The following is a 16,190-nucleotide window of genomic DNA, read 5'->3' on the forward strand; positions in this document are numbered from 1 at the left end:
ACGGCCTACCCACCCGCGCGGGCTGCCTCTTTTTCTTCTTTGATTTCTTGCTGCCGTAGCGTGGTTTTGTCGATGGCCCGAGAGATTTCGCGCACGTCCCACGGATCGGGTTTGCGCAGCATAACCCGTCCGTCTTTGTCCACAATCACAAGGGCAAAACCGCGCGGCCGCAGCTGTGTGCGGATATCTGATTTTGCCGCGGGGTCGGTGTCCGTCACTACGACTACATTCCGCTCGACCAAGGCGTCAGGACGGTCGGCCAGCAATTCGATTTGGCGCGCAAAGGCGGGATCGCGCGGGCTATCGGCGAACACCGTAATGACGCGCGCCTCCCATTGGAAATCGGCCAGAACCGCGTCGTCCGCTGGCATTATGATCAATGCATCGTCCGCCACGACCTCTTGCGCAAGCAAAGGTAAGGGGGCGGCAATGGATAGCGCTGTGAGCGTACAAATTATGAAGTGTTTCATATCTTCTCCCGTCACTCGACATATAGGGTGCCACGAGGCGTAAACCAAGCAATACCCCCGAAAATTGGCCATTGGCGGGGGACATATAAATTTGAGAGGAGCCGCAGATGACAGACAAGAAACTCTGGAAAGAGCTTGCGGAAACAGAACTGCGCGGCAAACCGCTAGACAGTTTGAACCGTGAAACGCTTGAGGGGATCACCATCAAGCCGCTTTACACCGAAGACGATCTTGAGGGGCTTGCGCATTTGGGCAATACGCCTGGTGTTGCGCCGTTCACGCGCGGGCCACGTGCAACAATGTATACGGGGCGTCCGTGGACGATCCGCCAATACGCAGGCTTCTCCACTGCCGAGGAAAGCAACGCGTTTTACCGCAAGGCTCTTGATGCGGGTCAACAGGGCGTTTCGGTGGCTTTCGATCTTGCCACGCACCGTGGCTACGATAGCGATCATCCGCGTGTGGTCGGTGATGTCGGCAAAGCAGGCGTGGCGATCGATAGCGTTGAGGATATGAAAATCCTGTTTGACGGTATCCCGCTTGATAAAGTCTCCGTGTCGATGACGATGAACGGCGCCGTGATCCCGATCCTTGCGAGTTTTATCGTGGTGGGCGAGGAACAAGGTCACGACAAATCCGTGCTCGCAGGAACCATTCAGAACGACATTCTCAAAGAGTTCATGGTGCGAAATACCTATATCTATCCGCCAGAACCCTCGATGAAAATCATTGCGGATATCATCGAATATACCTCGGGCGAGATGCCGAAATTCAACTCGATTTCGATTTCAGGCTACCATATGCAAGAGGCCGGTGCGAACCTCGTTCAGGAGTTGGCCTTTACCTTGGCGGACGGGCGCGAATACGTGCGCACGGCGATCAAGGCGGGCATGGACGTGGATAAATTCGCGGGGCGTCTGTCGTTCTTTTTCGCTATCGGCATGGATTTCTTCATGGAAATCGGCAAGTTGCGCGCCGCTCGTTTATTATGGAGCCGTGTCATGGAAGAGTTCGAGCCCAAGCTCGAAAAATCCAAAATGCTGCGCACCCACTGCCAGACATCCGGTGTGAGCCTGCAAGAGCAAGACCCCTACAACAACGTCATCCGCACCGCCTATGAGGCCATGTCGGCGGCTTTGGGCGGCACGCAAAGTTTGCACACCAATGCGCTCGACGAGGCCATAGCACTGCCCACGGAGTTCTCCGCTCGCATTGCGCGCAACACGCAGCTGATCCTCCAAGAGGAGACACAGATCACCCGCACCGTCGATCCGCTCGCTGGGTCGTACTATGTCGAAAGCCTCACCAACGAATTGGCCGAAAAAGCATGGGCCTTGATGGAAGAGGTTGAGGAACTTGGTGGTATGACCAAGGCGGTGAATTCCGGCATGCCCAAACTGCGCATTGAGGAATCTGCGGCCAAACGGCAGGCGATGATTGATCGCGGTCTCGAGGTTATTGTTGGTGTGAACAAGTACCGCAAAGACAAAGAGGATCCGATTGATATCCTTGATGTTGATAACGTGGCGGTGCGTGAAAATCAGGTTGCGCGTCTCGAGATGATCAAAGCGACGCGGGATGCGAGCGCGGTTGATGCAACACTTGGTGCGCTTGAACGCGCGGCGATGTCGGGTGAGGGTAATTTACTTGCCTTGGCGGTTGAGGCGGCGCGTGCGCGTGCCACGGTGGGGGAGATTTCGATGGCGATGGAGAAAACATTCGGTCGTCACCGCGCCGAGGTCAAAACCCTCGCAGGGGTTTACGGTGCTGCCTATGAGGGTGACGAAGGTTTTGCCCAAATTCAAAAGGACGTTGAAGGGTTCGCGGAAAAAAACGGTCGCCGTCCGCGCATGCTTGTGGTCAAAATGGGCCAAGACGGGCACGATCGCGGCGCGAAAGTCATCGCGACTGCGTTCGCTGATATCGGGTTTGACGTCGATGTTGGCCCGCTGTTCCAAACGCCTGAGGAAGCTGCCCAAGATGCAATCGACAACGATGTGCACATCGTTGGCATCTCGTCGCAGGCCGCAGGGCACAAGACCCTTGCGCCGAAATTGATCGAGGCTCTTAAGGCCGCTGGGGCAGACGATATCATCGTGATCTGCGGCGGCGTTATTCCGCAACAAGACTACGCGTTCCTATACGACGCGGGCGTCAAAGCGATCTTTGGACCGGGTACAAACATTCCTGAGGCGGCACGTCAAATCCTTGACCTGATTTAACGCAGTTGCGGGCAGTCAAAAAGGGCCGGATGCATTTGCCTCCGGCTCTTTGCTGTTTCCTGACTACGCTCCTGTCAGAGGCCTTACTCCAAAAAAACAGTCTCTAGTCGCTTGAGGAGCGTTGCCTTTTCATGCTCCGTTCTGTTCTTGTTCAACTTCTGAATATGGTGGGGCGGTGACGCCATTGCTCAATAAAAAGGTCAGGCTTATGCACTGTGCACTCGATCATCTCGTCATTTCGGCGGGAAATCTCGAAACAGGGCGCGATTGGGCGCAAAATCTACTTGATATAGCCTTCGGGGCGCGCGGCGAACATGCGCACATGGGAACGCACAACCATTTAACGGGCATGGACCGCGGTGCGTATCTCGAAGTGATCGCAATTGATCCTGAGGCGGCACAACCCGCACATCCTCGTTGGTTCGATTTGGACAATTTTAGCGGCGGTCCGCGTTTGAGCAATTGGGTGATAAACGTCGACGATCTGGACGCCGCATTGGCTGTGGCGCCTATCGGGGTCGGTCGCGTCGTTGCGTTCGAGCGGGGCGTGTATCGGTGGAAAATGGCGGTGCCTGATAGTGGCATTTTGCCCTTTGATGGTTGTTTTCCTGCCCTGATCGAGTGGCAATCCGAGCATCCTGCGCCTGCGTTGCCAAATCACGGATTGGCGCTGCGCCGCTTAAAGCTGTCGCACCCGAATGCAGACGCGCTCATAACAGCTCTTGAACCTTTTGGTGAGGCGATGGAGAATGTTCGAATAGTCCCCGCGCGGGTGCCATCGTTGCACGCAGAAATCGGGACGCCATCAGGGGAGATTTGGATCACATGAGCTTGCGCAATGCCACTTTAGCGGACGCCGCTGCCCTCAAAGCCATTATGGCCCCCGTCATTGCGAACTCGACCGCTACCTTCTCGTCCGTAGAGCGCAGCGTTGAGGCGTGGGAGACGTTAATCGAGGCGCGCGCCGCGCAGGGGCGTGCGTTTTATGTGGCCGAGGCTGATGGTGAAGTGATCGGCTACGCCACGTATGACCAGTTTCGACCTGAGAACAACGGCTATCGGTTCACAATGGAGCACTCTGTTTACCTAAGCGACAAGGCGCAAGGGAAAGGTTGGGGACGTATTCTAATGATTGCCATCGAAGAGCACGCACGCGAAGCGGGACATCATTCCATGATTGCCGTGGTCGACGGTGACAACGGCGATTCTATCGCGTTCCACACGGCTCTAGGCTACAAAGAGGCTGGGCGCATTCCACAGTCGGGGTATAAGTTCGGCGCGTTTCTAGATGCGTTGTTTATGCAGAAGTTTTTGTAACGCGCTGACTGGCCGAGTTGTTTCGCTGTTTCAGTCTGCAAATTCTCAATTGAGCGTGTTTGTGTCTTTTGTGGCCTGACAGTTGTGCGCGCCATGGCTATGGTAGGCCTATGTCAATTTGGGCGCGTATATTGGATGCCATTCAGGCACTGGCCGCGGGCGAAAGCCTTGGGGATGTTTTCGCGCGATTGCGCTCCGTCCCTGAGCTACGTGTGGGGTTTGCGATTGCGGTGATTGGGCTCGGCGCAAAAATGGCCAAGGCCGACGGACAGGTCACGCGTGACGAAGTTACGGCCTTTCGCGAAGTGTTCCAAATCGCCCCTGAGGATGAGGCAGCGGCGGCGCGTGTTTTTAACCTTGCACGTCAAGATGTTGCTGGGTTTGAAGACTACGCCAAGCAGGTCAAAGCGATGTACGGCGACGACTGTGAGCCGCTGTGTGACCTGATGGACGGTTTGTTTCACATCGCCATGGCAGACGGTGAATATCATCCTCGCGAAGATGCGTATCTTGTCCGGGTCGCGGAGATTTTTGAAATCAGCGACCGTAAATTTCGGGCCTTGCGCGCCCGATACGTACCCGATGCTCACCCTGATCCCTACGATATTTTAGGCGTTGACCCACACGACGAGACTGCAACGATTAAATCGGCTTACCGTGATTTGGTCCGCGAAACACATCCCGACCGGATGATCGCGCGCGGCGTTCCCGAAGAGGCTGTGCGACTGGCGACCGACCGCATGGTCGAGATCAACGCCGCATGGGAAGAAATCCAAGCTCAGCGAGCGGCGTGACATGCGCAGCGCCTAAACCGGCGCGGCGCTATCCGCCGCATGGCGCACAATAGGGTCAGCGCCCAAGCTGGCCGCGAGCGAATTAAATCGTGCCAACGCGACCTCGCTAAAGAGATCTTCGGCCTCCGCCTCAAGTGTCAGTGTGAGGAGTTTCTTTTGCGGGCGGTAGTCTAGTGTCGCCATTGTGTCCGGCGTATCTAGCGCAAACATGGCACCGAAACGCATCGCTTTTCCAAGCACTTCTGCGTTTTGGATTTCACGCTCCGATAGCAATGCAATAAGCGGCTCGAATGGCGTACCATCGCGAGAGCTTTTATATCGGTGCAGCAAAGCCAGGCCTAGAAACACGCGCTCAGTGTGTGATAGCCCGCCAAGGTTAGCGCGGGTGGCATTGTCAAAACACACTTCAGCGCGGTAGTCGGGATGAGCGCGCCATGTCACATCGTGAAGTAGGCACGCCGCCCGCACCAGTCGCATTTGTTCGTATTTGCGGGCGCGAAACACAGGGGCAATGAAATGATGTAGGCGTTTGCCAAACCCCGGAATGCGCGCGTCTTTACGTTCGACAAAACGGCACGCCTCAATGAGCGGATCGCGCTCACGAATACTAGGCGGCATTTGCTCATACAGCAGACCCTCACGAATGCCATAAGATGACACACAAATCTCTTTGGGTTTAAAGGTCCGTGTGAGTTGACGAAGCACTTCGGCGGCGTGAGGAACCAGTGCCATACGCGCTGATGATGTGCCTATTTGCGCGCGTACCGAGTTCATGTCGTTCTCGCGAATGAAATCAATCGTGTTTGTGACCGCGCGTGTGGTCATTCGGTATTCGTGCAAGACATGGAGCGGATAATTGCGTCGATGCATGTCGATGCGCGCAATGGCGCGCCACGATCCGCCGACCAGATAGATCCGTTTATAATCCGTTCCGCCCATCTTTTCAGCGAGGGCGGCCATAATGGGTTTAATGTGATCTTTGACGCCTTTGCGCCCGCCTGATAACCCCTGTAGGGTAAGGGCCCCAAGCGGAGATGTGACGCGTTTTCCGATTTTTCCCTTGTGAACTTCTGCAAGCTCCATAGACGAGCCGCCGATGTCGCACACAAGGCCGTCCGCCTCTGGCCACCCAAGCAAGACGCCCTGTGCCGAGAGCCGCGCCTCTTCCTCGCCGTCGATCACGGTGATTTCCATGCCTGTTTCGGCTTCGATTTGCGCGCGAAAGGCCGGGCCATCCTCGGATTCGCGCATCGCGGCGGTGGCCACGGCGGTCAAAGGTGAAATACCCATGCCATCTGCGAGTTTTGTAAAGCGTTTGATCGCCGCGAGCGCACGCACTTTGCCCTCGGGGTTCATCCGGCCTGTCTCACGCAATCCCGCGCCCAACCCGCACAGGACTTTCTCGTTGTAAAAATACGCGGGGCTTCGGGCGGCGCCATCAAACACAACCAAGCGGACCGAGTTGGAGCCGATATCGACAACGCCCACACGCGACAATGCGCGCGCGCGTTCATCATCAAACAAGGGGCGTCCAAAAATACCCCAGTCGATGGGAGCGGTTTCAGTCGCTGCGTTTGTGTTGGTTTCGGCCACCTTTGGTCCCCGCTGGTTGAGTGAAACGATAGTAAATGCGCGACTTGAGCGCAAACCCTTTGGGGCTGTTATTGGCCTGTCGCAAGGTCATCATCATGGGTGAGTTCGGGGACATCCTTGACCCCCGCCGATCCACGCCCGGACAATGACGGATGTTGCATGAAAAACTGGTGACATGAAAACGGCTTTTCCTCGCCACTTAGATCGGGACGCTCCCACGCCCCTATGGGCGACAAGAGCCAACTGTGTGCCGTGTCGGCCATATTGGCGGCCATGATCTGACGAACGATTTGGGCTTTTACCGTGGGGTTATGGATTTCCACAAGTGTCTCAACGCGGCGGTTAAGATTGCGCCCCATCCAGTCGGCCGATGAAATATAGACCCGTGCTTTTTTCGAGGTCAAACCTTTGCCATTGCCGAAACAGACAATCCGCGAGTGTTCCAAAAAGCGCCCGACAATGGATTTGACGCGAATGGTTTCGGATAGTCCTTTAACCCCCGGGCGCAATCCGCAAATGCCGCGAATGACGAGAGAGATTTTAACGCCCGCTTTGGACGCCTCATAAAGCGCGTCGATCACCTCGGCGTCGATGAGTGAATTCATCTTGGCCCAGATTTCGGCGGGCTTGCCTTCGCGTGCAAGCGTCGCCTCGTTGGCGATCCCGTCAAGCAGACGCGCCTTGAGCCCTGTGGGAGATATGGCGAGGTTCTCCAGACCTTCAGGTTCGGCGTAGCCGCCGATGTAATTGAACACTTTCGTAGCGTCCCGCCCGAGCGCTTCGTCACACGTAAAAAAGCTCAAATCTGTATAGATACGCGCCGTAATCGGATGATAATTCCCAGTGCCATAATGCGTGTAGGTCACAAGCTTTTCGCCCTCACGCCGCACCACTGTAGATATTTTTGCGTGGGTTTTGTAGTTGGTAAACCCGTAAACTACATGCACGCCGGATCGTTCCAAACGGCGCGATTGACGGATGTTGGCGGCCTCGTCAAACCGCGCTTTCAATTCCACCAATGCCGTTACCATCTTGCCGTTTTCAGCAGCGGCACAGAGCGCCGACACAATCGGGCTATCATGAGATGTCCGGTAAAGTGTTTGCTTGATCGCCACGACATCGGGGTCATTTGCGGCCTGTGCCAAAAAGCGAACGACCAGGTCAAATGTCTCGTAGGGATGGTGGAGCAAAATATCCTTTTGCTGGATGGCGGCGAACATATCGCCCTCGTGGTCTTGGACGCGTTCGGGCACGCGCGGGGTATAGGCGGGCCATTGTAAATCGGGACGGCTTTTGAGGACGAGCTCACCCAAATCTGACAACCCGATCATGCCTTGCACTTCGATGACCTCGTCGTCGGCCACGCTCAGCTCCTCTTTGATCACATGGGCAAGTGTATCCGGCGCCCCGCTTGAGATTTTGAGGCGGACAACTTCGCCGCGACGGCGGCGTTTGAGAGCGGTCTCGAATTCACGAACCAGATCTTCTGCCTCTTCCTCGACCTCTAGGTCGCTGTCGCGCAGCACCCGAAATACACACGACCCCTGAGCGCTATAGCCCGGAAACAGACGGTCGATATGGATCAGCACCACATCTTCGAGAGGCAAAAACCGGTCCGCCGTAGTGGGCGTCGCGGGCAGTCTCACAAACCGCTCGATCTGCGCGGGGATCGGAACAAGGGCCTGAAGTGGCTTTCCATCTTTCTTGCGCTCAAGTTGAAGGGCGAGAACCAACCCGAGGTTTGGAACAAACGGAAACGGGTGCGCGGGGTCAATCGCAAGCGGCGATAAGATTGGAAAGACGCGCTCCAAAAAGAATTCCTGAAGATAACTCGTGTCGGATTTACCAAGCTCAGTGCGCGTCAGAATGGAAATTCCTGAATCTTCCATCTCGTCGCGTAAGTTAACAAAGGCCGTATTTTGCGCCGTCATCAAACGCCGTGCATTTTCGGAAATCAAATCCAATTGCGCAGCGGGTGAGCGTCCATCGGCGGCGGGTGTGTTGTTGCCAGCCTTGGCCAATTCACGCAGACCCGCGACGCGTACAGTATAAAACTCATCTAAATTGGTCGCCGAGATCGACACAAACCGCAGACGCTCCAACAAGGGCACGCGCTGGTTTCCAGCCTCTTCCAAAACGCGCCAGTTGAACGCCAACCAGGACAGTTCACGGTTGAAAAAACGTTCGGCGCCTTCGGTCTTGCACGCGGGCAATTGCGTTGGCTCGGCAAATGGAGCGGTGAGGAAGTCAGTCGGGAGTGTCATGCTGTAGTCGGACCTTTCGGTTATGAAACAGAACCTTGCGGCCCATCTTTCTCTCAATTGTCCGTGTTGTCTAGCACCCGTGCGGCAAGTTTTTGTGACACTGGTTTTCGTTCACTTAAACTTGCTGTGTCCAACGCATTCACAATGTCGCGCACCGCAGCCGCCGAACGCTCGATCCGCTTGACGAGGTAGGGGATTAACGTGTGCGGCACCATGATTTGATGGTCGTCAAAGTGTTTGACCAGCATTGCGGACAACAAGGCATCATCCGGCTCGTCAATGCGCACCACCGTTGTCCCTTGCATGCGGGAGGCCAGATCGGGGAGCGTTAAGCCCCAGTAATTTGGGGCGCGTGTTGCCGTGACCAAAAGGCGCCCACCCTCGGCAAGAGTGAGGTTGTGCAGATGAAACATCGCCTCTTGCGCGGCATCTCCATCCGCCATCTCGGGCAGTGTATCTGCGTCCTCGATGACCACATGGCGTTGTGCAGCGATTGCCGGCACGTCCACGGTCGTCAATTTTGAGGCCGCAATTATCACCGCCTGTCTGTCCGTGGCCCACACGTGCGCGAGGTGGGTTTTTCCGGCTCCTTTTGGCCCAATCAACGTCAGCTTTCCATTCGGCCAAAGATCCACATTGTCCAATGTGGCCAAGGCCAAACGGTTTGACGGCGCCACGAAAAAGGCGTCGCGCCCTAAGGCTTCGCGTGTCGGCAGGTCAAATGTGAGTTGGCGTGCCATTTATTTCGACGCAGACTCATCAGATGTGGCGGTACGTGTGTCTTGTCCCTGTTCGGAAATGGGCGACTCCAATCCGCGGTAGAGGCGGCTGCCTTTGTATTCATCCGTTGCAAAGCGCGCCAAAACGCCAATTGCGGCGGCAACGGGTACCGCGATCAACATGCCGACAAACCCAAACAAGGTGCCGAATGCAGTCAATGCGAATATCAACCACACAGGGTGCAGGCCGATGGAGGATCCAACCAGTTTAGGAGTTAGGATATTGCCCTCAAAGAATTGCCCGATTGCAAAAATGGCGATAACCGCGGCGATCCACTGCCATTCGCCCCAAAACTGAAAGAGCGCCAATCCGATGGATAAGGCACCACCAAACAACGCGCCAACATAGGGGATGAAGGTCAAAACCCCTGCGATGGCGCCCGCCACAAGCCCGAAATTCAGACCAACGAGCATGAGCGCCACGGCGTAGAACGTACCGAGAATAAGACAGACGGTGCCCTGACCGCGAATGAATGCCGCAAGCGTGCCGTCGATTTGACTAGCCAGTTTGCGGATGGTCGGCGCATGATCGCGTGGCAATAGCTTGTCCACTTGGGCCACCATGCGGTCCCAATCCATCAGCAAATAAAAGGTGATGACAGGCACCAGAACGAGGACCATCGCCACGTTAAAGACACTCATCGCAGAGGAAAGCGCGGTTTGAAGCAATTCCCCGCCCTTGGATTGGATTGTATTTCCGATTTGCATCAGCGTTTGATGCAGTTGGCTGTTTTCATCGAGGAGATCAGGAAAGCGCGCGGTCAGAAACGTTTGCAGATCCTCAAACAGTTGCGGGGCGATTTCGATCAGGCCCGTTGCTTGTTTGACCAACGTTGGCAGGACCATCACTGCGGCCAACACGAACAAAACGGCTGCGACCCCGGTAATCAAAATCGTTGCCGCCAGGCGCGACAAGCCCCATCGTTCCAAGCGGTCTGCAATAGGGTCGAGCATGTACGCCACGGCCATGCCCAAGACAAAGGGCAAGATCACATTGCCTAATAGGTACAATAACCCAAAGAATACCGCCGCAGCGATACCCCAATATTTTGCCTGTTCTCTCACTGGCAGCGCCATGTGGCCCCCCTTTGGTTGCCTCACATATCGCGGATAGCCATCCGTGTTTCAAGAGGGTTGGGATTATGACGCCTTTGCGTATCCGTCATTTTTGCCGGTTACGGGCATATCAATCGTTGCATCGGTTACAAAGATGGACACCATGTCTGACAACGCTTGCGCACTATTCGAGAGCAATGAGTTGGCTGCGGTGGTTTCCTCAAACATCGCGGTGTTTTGCTGTGTGACACCCTCAAGTTCCGAGATTGATGTATTCACATCGGATAGCTGGCGCGACTGTGTGGTCATCGCATCGGCCGAGGATTGCAGCCGGTGCGTTATTTTGTCCACGGATTCCTTAATGCCACCAAGTGCTTGGCCCGTTCTATCGACGAGATTCGCGCCACTTGATACCTGTTGGCTCGACTTCTCGATCAACAAATTGATTTCGCGTGCCGCGTCTGACGAGCGTTGCGCCAGCGCGCGGACTTCGGACGCGACAACGGCAAAGCCGCGCCCTGCTTCGCCAGCGCGTGCAGCCTCGACCCCAGCGTTAAGGGCGAGTAGGTTCGTCTGAAACGCGATATCATCAATCACACCCGTGATTTTGTTGATTTCGTTCGAGCTTTCTTCAATGCCACGCATGGCGCGCACAGCCTGTTCCATGATTGCGGACCCTTCGGCGGCATCGCCCGCTGTGGCCTCGGCCAGTTTGCGAGCGTCAGCGGAATCGGCGGCGACAGTGTTGAGCGAGGCGTTGAGCTCTTGAACCGATCGCGCAATGTTTGCCAGTGCTGCGGCCTGGCGTTCCGTGCGCGTTGACAGGTCATTTGCAGAGGCGGCAATTTCGCCAGACTGCACCTGCATCGATCCCGATTGTTCGCGTACTTCTTTCATTGCATATCCCAGACGCGCGACCGTATCGTTGAATGACGCACGCAGCCCCTCGTAGTCTGGATGCAAATCGGTGCTGATACGCGTGCTCAAATCGCCGGATGACAATTGGTCAAGGTGTCGGGCGAAGACATCCAAAAGATGCGCAAGGGCCTGATCTCGGTTTGTTCGGGCGAGCTCTTCGTCTGTGCGCATAGCGTCTCGTTCTTGTTGTGCTTTTTCATTCGAGCGAAGGGCGTCTTGTGCAACGCGTCCGGATTCTGCGGCCTGTTCGATCGCTTTTTGAGCCTCTATGAGGGCGGCCTCGGCGCGTGTTTTTTCTTGCTGTGCGCTTGCGAGGGCTCGGCGCACGTCCTCGGCGGCGCCATCCGTTTTTGCTTGCTCGTCTTCGAGGGTTCGGTTCAACTCGATCCGTTTGATGATCATGTACGCGAGAGCAGCCGTTTCCATCACGACAATTACGGCGTGCATCAATGTGCGCTCAATGTTCAAAGAGAGCGAGAGCGACGGGTAGACCATTGCGGGCATGGCAAATGTAAGGACAAGGTGATGCACGGCAATCGTTCCCGCCGCGAGCAAAAGTGCGCGGATACCATTCATCGCGACAATCATCGCCAGCACCGCAAAATAAAGCATATGACTGTCGATTTGAAGTGTGTGGCCCATGAGAGCGGCGTTAAATGTGATCGCGGTCCCGACCAAAGCCTGTGCTGTCAAAATACGTGACGTGCGTGCGGGTAGCCGCCCCGCGATCAGGGCGATCGCGCTAAATAGCACTGCTCCCCCGACAGCGACCAAGATATTCCCTTTTTCAAAGATGATAAAGGCGACCATCACAACCGATATTGCAAGAGTTGCCAAACCTAGGAGTTTTACCGCCTCTGCTTGGGTCGTTTCCATGGTTTGGGTTTGTTTAGACATCGTCTACTCCACATATTGCGGCGATCAGACGGCCGTCAAGCAGCGCCCAAATTCCAGGGTCGCTCACGGTCGCGAGGTTGATTGTCGGGTTGGCTTCGACGAGGACGCCAAAGAGTGCGCGCACCGGCGCAACTTCGGTGAGGCCAGCGCGTGCCAAGGTTTCGTCGCGGTCAAACCATGGCGGTATGATTGCGAGCGTAGGCCCTGACGTAGACGTCGACGCGCCATAGGACATCGACATCACACTCAAAGGCGCAATCGCAAGACTGAAAAGCATGACAGATCCCACTAAAAATTTTTCAAAAAACGTCACGCATCGGCCTCGCAACCATAACCATTGACGTAAATCTCTAACGGCCACAAATTGAGATTTGATTAAGCTGATCCACGAAATCGTGGTGTGGGGTGCACGCGGTTTGGCGCACGCCGTGCCTTGTGTGGGCAGGTCCAATCGCTTAGACGATGAAAAACCATAATTTTCACGAGGCCCTGCCCATGCGTCTGTCACGCTACTTCCTGCCCGTTCTCAAAGAGACCCCCTCTGATGCGCAAATCGCGTCTCACCGTTTGATGCTGCGGGCGGGGATGATTCGTCAGCAAGCTGCGGGGATTTACTCGTGGCTGCCTTTGGGATTGAAAGTGCTCAAAAATATCGAGCGCATCGTGGACGACGAACAGCAACGTGCGGGCCATATCCCGCTTTTGATGCCAACGTTGCAACCGGCAGATCTCTGGCGCGAAAGTGGTCGGTACGATGACTACGGCGACGAGATGCTACGCATCACGGACCGCCATGGCCGTGATATGCTATATGGTCCAACAAACGAGGAAATGATCACCGATATTTTCCGCGGTCATGTTGGCTCTTACAAAGATTTGCCGCTTACGCTTTACCATATTCAGTGGAAATTCCGTGACGAAGTCCGTCCGCGTTTTGGCGTCATGCGCGGGCGTGAATTCTTGATGAAAGACGGCTACAACTTTGATTTAACTAAAGAAGACGCGTTGCACGCCTACAACCGCCACCTTGTGTCCTACATTCGCACCTATGAGCGGATGGGGCTACAGGCGATCCCGATGCGCGCTGACAGCGGCCCGATTGGTGGCGATGATACGCATGAATTCCTCGTGTTGGCAGAGACGGGCGAGTCCGAGGTATTTTATGACGCAAATGTCACGGACATCAAATTGGGCCAGCGCGACATCGACTATGATAACGTCGACGATTGTCGCGCGGTCATGGAAGAGTTCACAACACTATATGCGCGCACCGATGAGACCCACGATGCGGATGAATTTGCAAAGGTTCCTGCCGATCGCCAACGCACGGCGCGCGGCATTGAAGTTGGGCAGATTTTCTATTTTGGCACCAAGTACTCCGACCCGATGGGGGCCACGGTCCAAGGGCCGGATGGCAAACCGAATCCCGTTCACATGGGGTCGCATGGTATTGGTGTCTCGCGTCTTTTGGGGGCGATCATTGAGGCCAGCCACGACGAAAACGGTATCATTTGGCCGGAGGGTGTGACTCCGTTCCATGTTGGTATCGTTAACCTTAAACAAGGCGACGACGAGGCAGATGGTGCGTGCGATGCGCTCTACAAAAGCTTTGCCGCACTTGGCCTTGAGCCACTTTATGACGACCGCAAAGAGCGCGCAGGTGCCAAATTTGCGACGATGGATTTAATCGGTTTGCCGTGGCGTATTACGGTTGGTCCACGCGGTCTTAAAAACGGTGTTGTCGAAGTGACGTCACGGCGCACAGGCGAAAGCGAAGAAATGACACCGGAATTGGCCGTAGCCAAAATCGCGCAAATCTACGCGGATCTATAGTCAATACGAGGGCGGATTTTCGCCGCATGACCAAACGTCAAAGGCAGGACATTTGTCCTGCCTTTGTTTATGCCCCATTATGACTGCAAACAGACCCTATAACGGGCGAAGGGCAGATCATGATTATTAAGGCGCTTACACTGATCGGCGGGATGTTCGGGGCGATAATCGCCTCTCAACTCCCTGAGTTTACTCAACAGTACATACAGCGTTTGGGCGGCCAAGTTGAGGCATTGGCTGTGGTGATTGCCGATTTTGATCGCTCCGCTGGGCGCGCCGAAATGAGCCGTGATGAGGCTCTGGCCTCAATGGGCGGCTCGGTTTTCATGGAAAATCGCCGCCTTGATATGCGGCGCACAATTGACCGCCATATCCGCTTGAGTGCCGACCAGGTTGCCCTGCGAACGGCGACCCCGTTGCAGCGACTAACCATGCCAAATCGATTGACCGATACGGACCTTGCGCGCGCCACGTGGGCGGATTTTGTCCCCGCAATGCCATTGTCTATTGCAGGTATGATCTCGGGATTTGTCGGCTTTCTTGGCGGATACCTCGCCGTTGGGGCGGTTTTGCGTGTCTTGCTGTGGCCCTTGCGGCGGCGCGGTAAAAAGGAAAAGGGACTTACGTTTACGTCGTGATGGAATGCGCGAGGCAACGCTGTGATGGAACGCGCGAGGCAACGCTGTGATGGAATGCGCGCGGCGGCTTTGCGTAAACTTGTGTTGACCGATTGCGTCGCCCTGCGCCATGTTGGCGCTAACGAGGGAGGGCGATATGGCTAAAGCATTGATTACGTGGGGCGGATGGGACGGACATGAACCCGAAAAAGTGGCCGAGTTGTGCCGCGACTTGCTTTCAAATGAGGGATTTGACGTTGAGGTGGTCGATCACCTTGATTGCTTTGCGGATAGCACATCCCTTGAGGCACTTGATTTGATCGTACCGATTTGGACCATGAGCCAGATCGACAAACAATACGTAGTGAACGTCTCTGAGGCCGTGTCGCGCGGCGTTGGCCTTGGCGGGGTGCATGGCGGCATGTGTGACGCGTTTCGCGAACAGGTATTGTGGCAGTTCATGACAGGGGCAAATTGGGTTTCTCATCCGGGTGGGGACGGCGTAAAATACACCGTAAACATCTGTAATTCCTCATCTCCTTTGGTGGCGGGGATCACGGATTTCGAGGTTGAGAGCGAACAATACTACCTGCATACCGATCCCGCCAATGAGGTCCTTGCGACCACCCGTTTCCCAACCGTCACATGGTATCATACGCCCAACGGCGCGGTCGATATGCCTGTGGCATGGACCAAACGGTGGGGGCTTGGCCGGGTCTATTACAATGCGCTTGGCCACCACGCCGATGTGATCGATCACGGACCTGCGCGCGAGATGATCCGCCGCGGGTTGCTATGGGCGGCACAAGGGCGAAAGGCGGCATCGGATGCGGGTGAGGTTCACGCTGATTACGCGTCTGATCTCAACAATTACTGATCGGCGCGTGAACGCGTGAGCCTTGACCTTTGGGGCTGTGCAAGGGAGTGTCGGGCAACTGATTTTGGAGCCCGTTTTTGTGATGACCGAAGGCCAATCCACCAAGCCGTTTTCCCGTTTCGAATGGATGATCGCGTGGCGCTATTTGCGTGCGCGGCGCGAGGAGGGCGGCGTGTCTGTGATGACATGGATTTCGCTCATTGGCATCACGTTGGCCGTGGCGGCGCTCATCATTACGCTGTCGGTGCGCACGGGGTTTCGCACGGAATTTGTCGATACAATCCTCGGTGCGAATGCGCATGCGACCGTCTATTCCTCTGTTTACGTTGATGAAAATGGCGGAACAAACCGGTCTATTGCAGACTATAACGGATGGGCCGAAAAGCTGTTGGCGCTACCTGATGTGGTGCGCGCGGCCCCTTTGGTGCGCGGTCAGGTTATGGCGTCCTATTCGGGCTCCAATGCGGGGATCGAGGTTTACGGCATCGCCCAAAATGACCTGATGACAATTCCGCGTGTGGCGCAGCGCCATGACGATAGTTGGGGCGATGTG

15 protein-coding genes are annotated in these 16,190 nt (G+C 55.7%); 8 read left to right on the forward strand and 7 right to left on the reverse strand.

Annotated features, from left to right (window positions below; translation table 11 throughout):
* Nucleotides 1-5 precede the first annotated feature (5 nt).
* Nucleotides 6-470 carry a DUF4174 domain-containing protein gene (locus tag ACTG34_RS07555; protein WP_439104345.1) on the reverse strand — a complete coding sequence of 155 codons (465 nt, stop codon included), beginning with the start codon at nt 468-470 and terminating at the stop codon, nt 6-8.
* 107 nt (nt 471-577) lie between these two features.
* Here ACTG34_RS07555 and scpA point away from each other — a divergent pair, with 107 nt between their 5' ends.
* The 4 genes from scpA to ACTG34_RS07575 all read left to right on the forward strand — a co-directional run bounded on the left by scpA (nt 578) and on the right by ACTG34_RS07575 (nt 4,803).
* On the forward strand, nt 578-2,692 hold the full coding sequence (gene scpA, locus ACTG34_RS07560) for a methylmalonyl-CoA mutase (protein ID WP_439104346.1): 2,115 nt from the start codon (nt 578-580) through the stop codon (nt 2,690-2,692).
* Between the two features lie 208 nt (nt 2,693-2,900).
* Nucleotides 2,901-3,521: a VOC family protein gene (locus tag ACTG34_RS07565; RefSeq protein ID WP_439104347.1), complete on the forward strand. Its 621-nt coding sequence runs from the start codon at nt 2,901-2,903 to the stop codon at nt 3,519-3,521.
* Nucleotides 3,518-4,009: a GNAT family N-acetyltransferase gene (locus ACTG34_RS07570; RefSeq protein ID WP_439104348.1), complete on the forward strand. Its 492-nt coding sequence runs from the start codon at nt 3,518-3,520 to the stop codon at nt 4,007-4,009. Before ACTG34_RS07565 ends, ACTG34_RS07570 begins: the two co-directional genes overlap by 4 nt.
* A gap of 110 nt (nt 4,010-4,119) precedes the next feature.
* Entirely contained in the window at nt 4,120-4,803 is a 684-nt protein-coding gene (locus tag ACTG34_RS07575; protein ID WP_439104349.1) for a TerB family tellurite resistance protein, read from the forward strand.
* Between the two features lie 12 nt (nt 4,804-4,815).
* On the opposite strand, the gene ACTG34_RS07580 is transcribed toward ACTG34_RS07575, so the two are convergent.
* From ACTG34_RS07580 to ACTG34_RS07605, 6 genes are all read right to left on the reverse strand, one after another.
* Nucleotides 4,816-6,396 (reverse strand): Ppx/GppA family phosphatase, encoded by a 1,581-nt coding sequence (locus tag ACTG34_RS07580; protein ID WP_439104350.1) that lies wholly within the window; start codon nt 6,394-6,396, stop codon nt 4,816-4,818.
* A 68-nt stretch (nt 6,397-6,464) separates the two neighbouring features.
* Nucleotides 6,465-8,660 carry an RNA degradosome polyphosphate kinase gene (locus tag ACTG34_RS07585; protein ID WP_439104351.1) on the reverse strand — a complete coding sequence of 732 codons (2,196 nt, stop codon included), beginning with the start codon at nt 8,658-8,660 and terminating at the stop codon, nt 6,465-6,467.
* Nucleotides 8,661-8,713: 53 nt separating this feature from the next.
* Nucleotides 8,714-9,400: a chromosomal replication initiator DnaA gene (locus ACTG34_RS07590; RefSeq protein WP_439104352.1), complete on the reverse strand. Its 687-nt coding sequence runs from the start codon at nt 9,398-9,400 to the stop codon at nt 8,714-8,716.
* Nucleotides 9,401-10,516 carry an AI-2E family transporter gene (locus ACTG34_RS07595; protein WP_439104353.1) on the reverse strand — a complete coding sequence of 372 codons (1,116 nt, stop codon included), beginning with the start codon at nt 10,514-10,516 and terminating at the stop codon, nt 9,401-9,403.
* 63 nt (nt 10,517-10,579) lie between these two features.
* The gene (locus ACTG34_RS07600; protein WP_439104354.1) at nt 10,580-12,310 is read right to left on the reverse strand and encodes a methyl-accepting chemotaxis protein; all 1,731 of its coding nucleotides are present in this window, start codon (nt 12,308-12,310) and stop codon (nt 10,580-10,582) included.
* Nucleotides 12,303-12,587 carry a hypothetical protein gene (locus ACTG34_RS07605; RefSeq protein WP_439104355.1) on the reverse strand — a complete coding sequence of 95 codons (285 nt, stop codon included), beginning with the start codon at nt 12,585-12,587 and terminating at the stop codon, nt 12,303-12,305. The genes ACTG34_RS07600 and ACTG34_RS07605 overlap by 8 nt, the downstream gene beginning before the upstream one ends.
* A gap of 218 nt (nt 12,588-12,805) precedes the next feature.
* Here ACTG34_RS07605 and proS point away from each other — a divergent pair, with 218 nt between their 5' ends.
* From proS to ACTG34_RS07625, 4 genes are all read left to right on the forward strand, one after another.
* On the forward strand, nt 12,806-14,143 hold the full coding sequence (gene proS, locus ACTG34_RS07610) for a proline--tRNA ligase (RefSeq protein ID WP_439104359.1): 1,338 nt from the start codon (nt 12,806-12,808) through the stop codon (nt 14,141-14,143).
* A 119-nt stretch (nt 14,144-14,262) separates the two neighbouring features.
* Nucleotides 14,263-14,781: a DUF2937 family protein gene (locus ACTG34_RS07615; RefSeq protein ID WP_439104356.1), complete on the forward strand. Its 519-nt coding sequence runs from the start codon at nt 14,263-14,265 to the stop codon at nt 14,779-14,781.
* 136 nt (nt 14,782-14,917) lie between these two features.
* Nucleotides 14,918-15,637 carry a ThuA domain-containing protein gene (locus ACTG34_RS07620; protein ID WP_439104357.1) on the forward strand — a complete coding sequence of 240 codons (720 nt, stop codon included), beginning with the start codon at nt 14,918-14,920 and terminating at the stop codon, nt 15,635-15,637.
* An 82-nt stretch (nt 15,638-15,719) separates the two neighbouring features.
* Nucleotides 15,720-16,190, forward strand: a 471-nt coding sequence (locus tag ACTG34_RS07625; RefSeq protein ID WP_439104358.1) for an ABC transporter permease, incomplete at its 3' end; no start/stop codon positions are given.

It is taken from the genome of Celeribacter marinus, from assembly GCF_965656515.1.
GTDB lineage: Bacteria > Pseudomonadota > Alphaproteobacteria > Rhodobacterales > Rhodobacteraceae > Celeribacter > Celeribacter marinus_D.

Bases quoted from the DNA above. Each gene is read 5' to 3' on its own strand.
- ACTG34_RS07555 (WP_439104345.1), bottom strand. From the start codon at position 470: ATGAAACACTTCATAATTTGTACGCTCACAGCGCTATCCATTGCCGCC.
- ACTG34_RS07605 (WP_439104355.1), bottom strand. From the start codon at position 12,587: ATGCTTTTCAGTCTTGCGATTGCGCCTTTGAGTGTGATGTCGATGTCC.
- ACTG34_RS07600 (WP_439104354.1), bottom strand. From the start codon at position 12,310: ATGTCTAAACAAACCCAAACCATGGAAACGACCCAAGCAGAGGCGGTA.
- ACTG34_RS07595 (WP_439104353.1), bottom strand. From the start codon at position 10,516: ATGGCGCTGCCAGTGAGAGAACAGGCAAAATATTGGGGTATCGCTGCG.
- proS (WP_439104359.1), top strand. From the start codon at position 12,806: ATGCGTCTGTCACGCTACTTCCTGCCCGTTCTCAAAGAGACCCCCTCT.
- ACTG34_RS07590 (WP_439104352.1), bottom strand. From the start codon at position 9,400: ATGGCACGCCAACTCACATTTGACCTGCCGACACGCGAAGCCTTAGGG.
- ACTG34_RS07585 (WP_439104351.1), bottom strand. From the start codon at position 8,660: ATGACACTCCCGACTGACTTCCTCACCGCTCCATTTGCCGAGCCAACG.
- ACTG34_RS07565 (WP_439104347.1), top strand. From the start codon at position 2,901: ATGCACTGTGCACTCGATCATCTCGTCATTTCGGCGGGAAATCTCGAA.
- ACTG34_RS07620 (WP_439104357.1), top strand. From the start codon at position 14,918: ATGGCTAAAGCATTGATTACGTGGGGCGGATGGGACGGACATGAACCC.
- ACTG34_RS07575 (WP_439104349.1), top strand. From the start codon at position 4,120: ATGTCAATTTGGGCGCGTATATTGGATGCCATTCAGGCACTGGCCGCG.
- ACTG34_RS07615 (WP_439104356.1), top strand. From the start codon at position 14,263: ATGATTATTAAGGCGCTTACACTGATCGGCGGGATGTTCGGGGCGATA.
- scpA (WP_439104346.1), top strand. From the start codon at position 578: ATGACAGACAAGAAACTCTGGAAAGAGCTTGCGGAAACAGAACTGCGC.
- ACTG34_RS07570 (WP_439104348.1), top strand. From the start codon at position 3,518: ATGAGCTTGCGCAATGCCACTTTAGCGGACGCCGCTGCCCTCAAAGCC.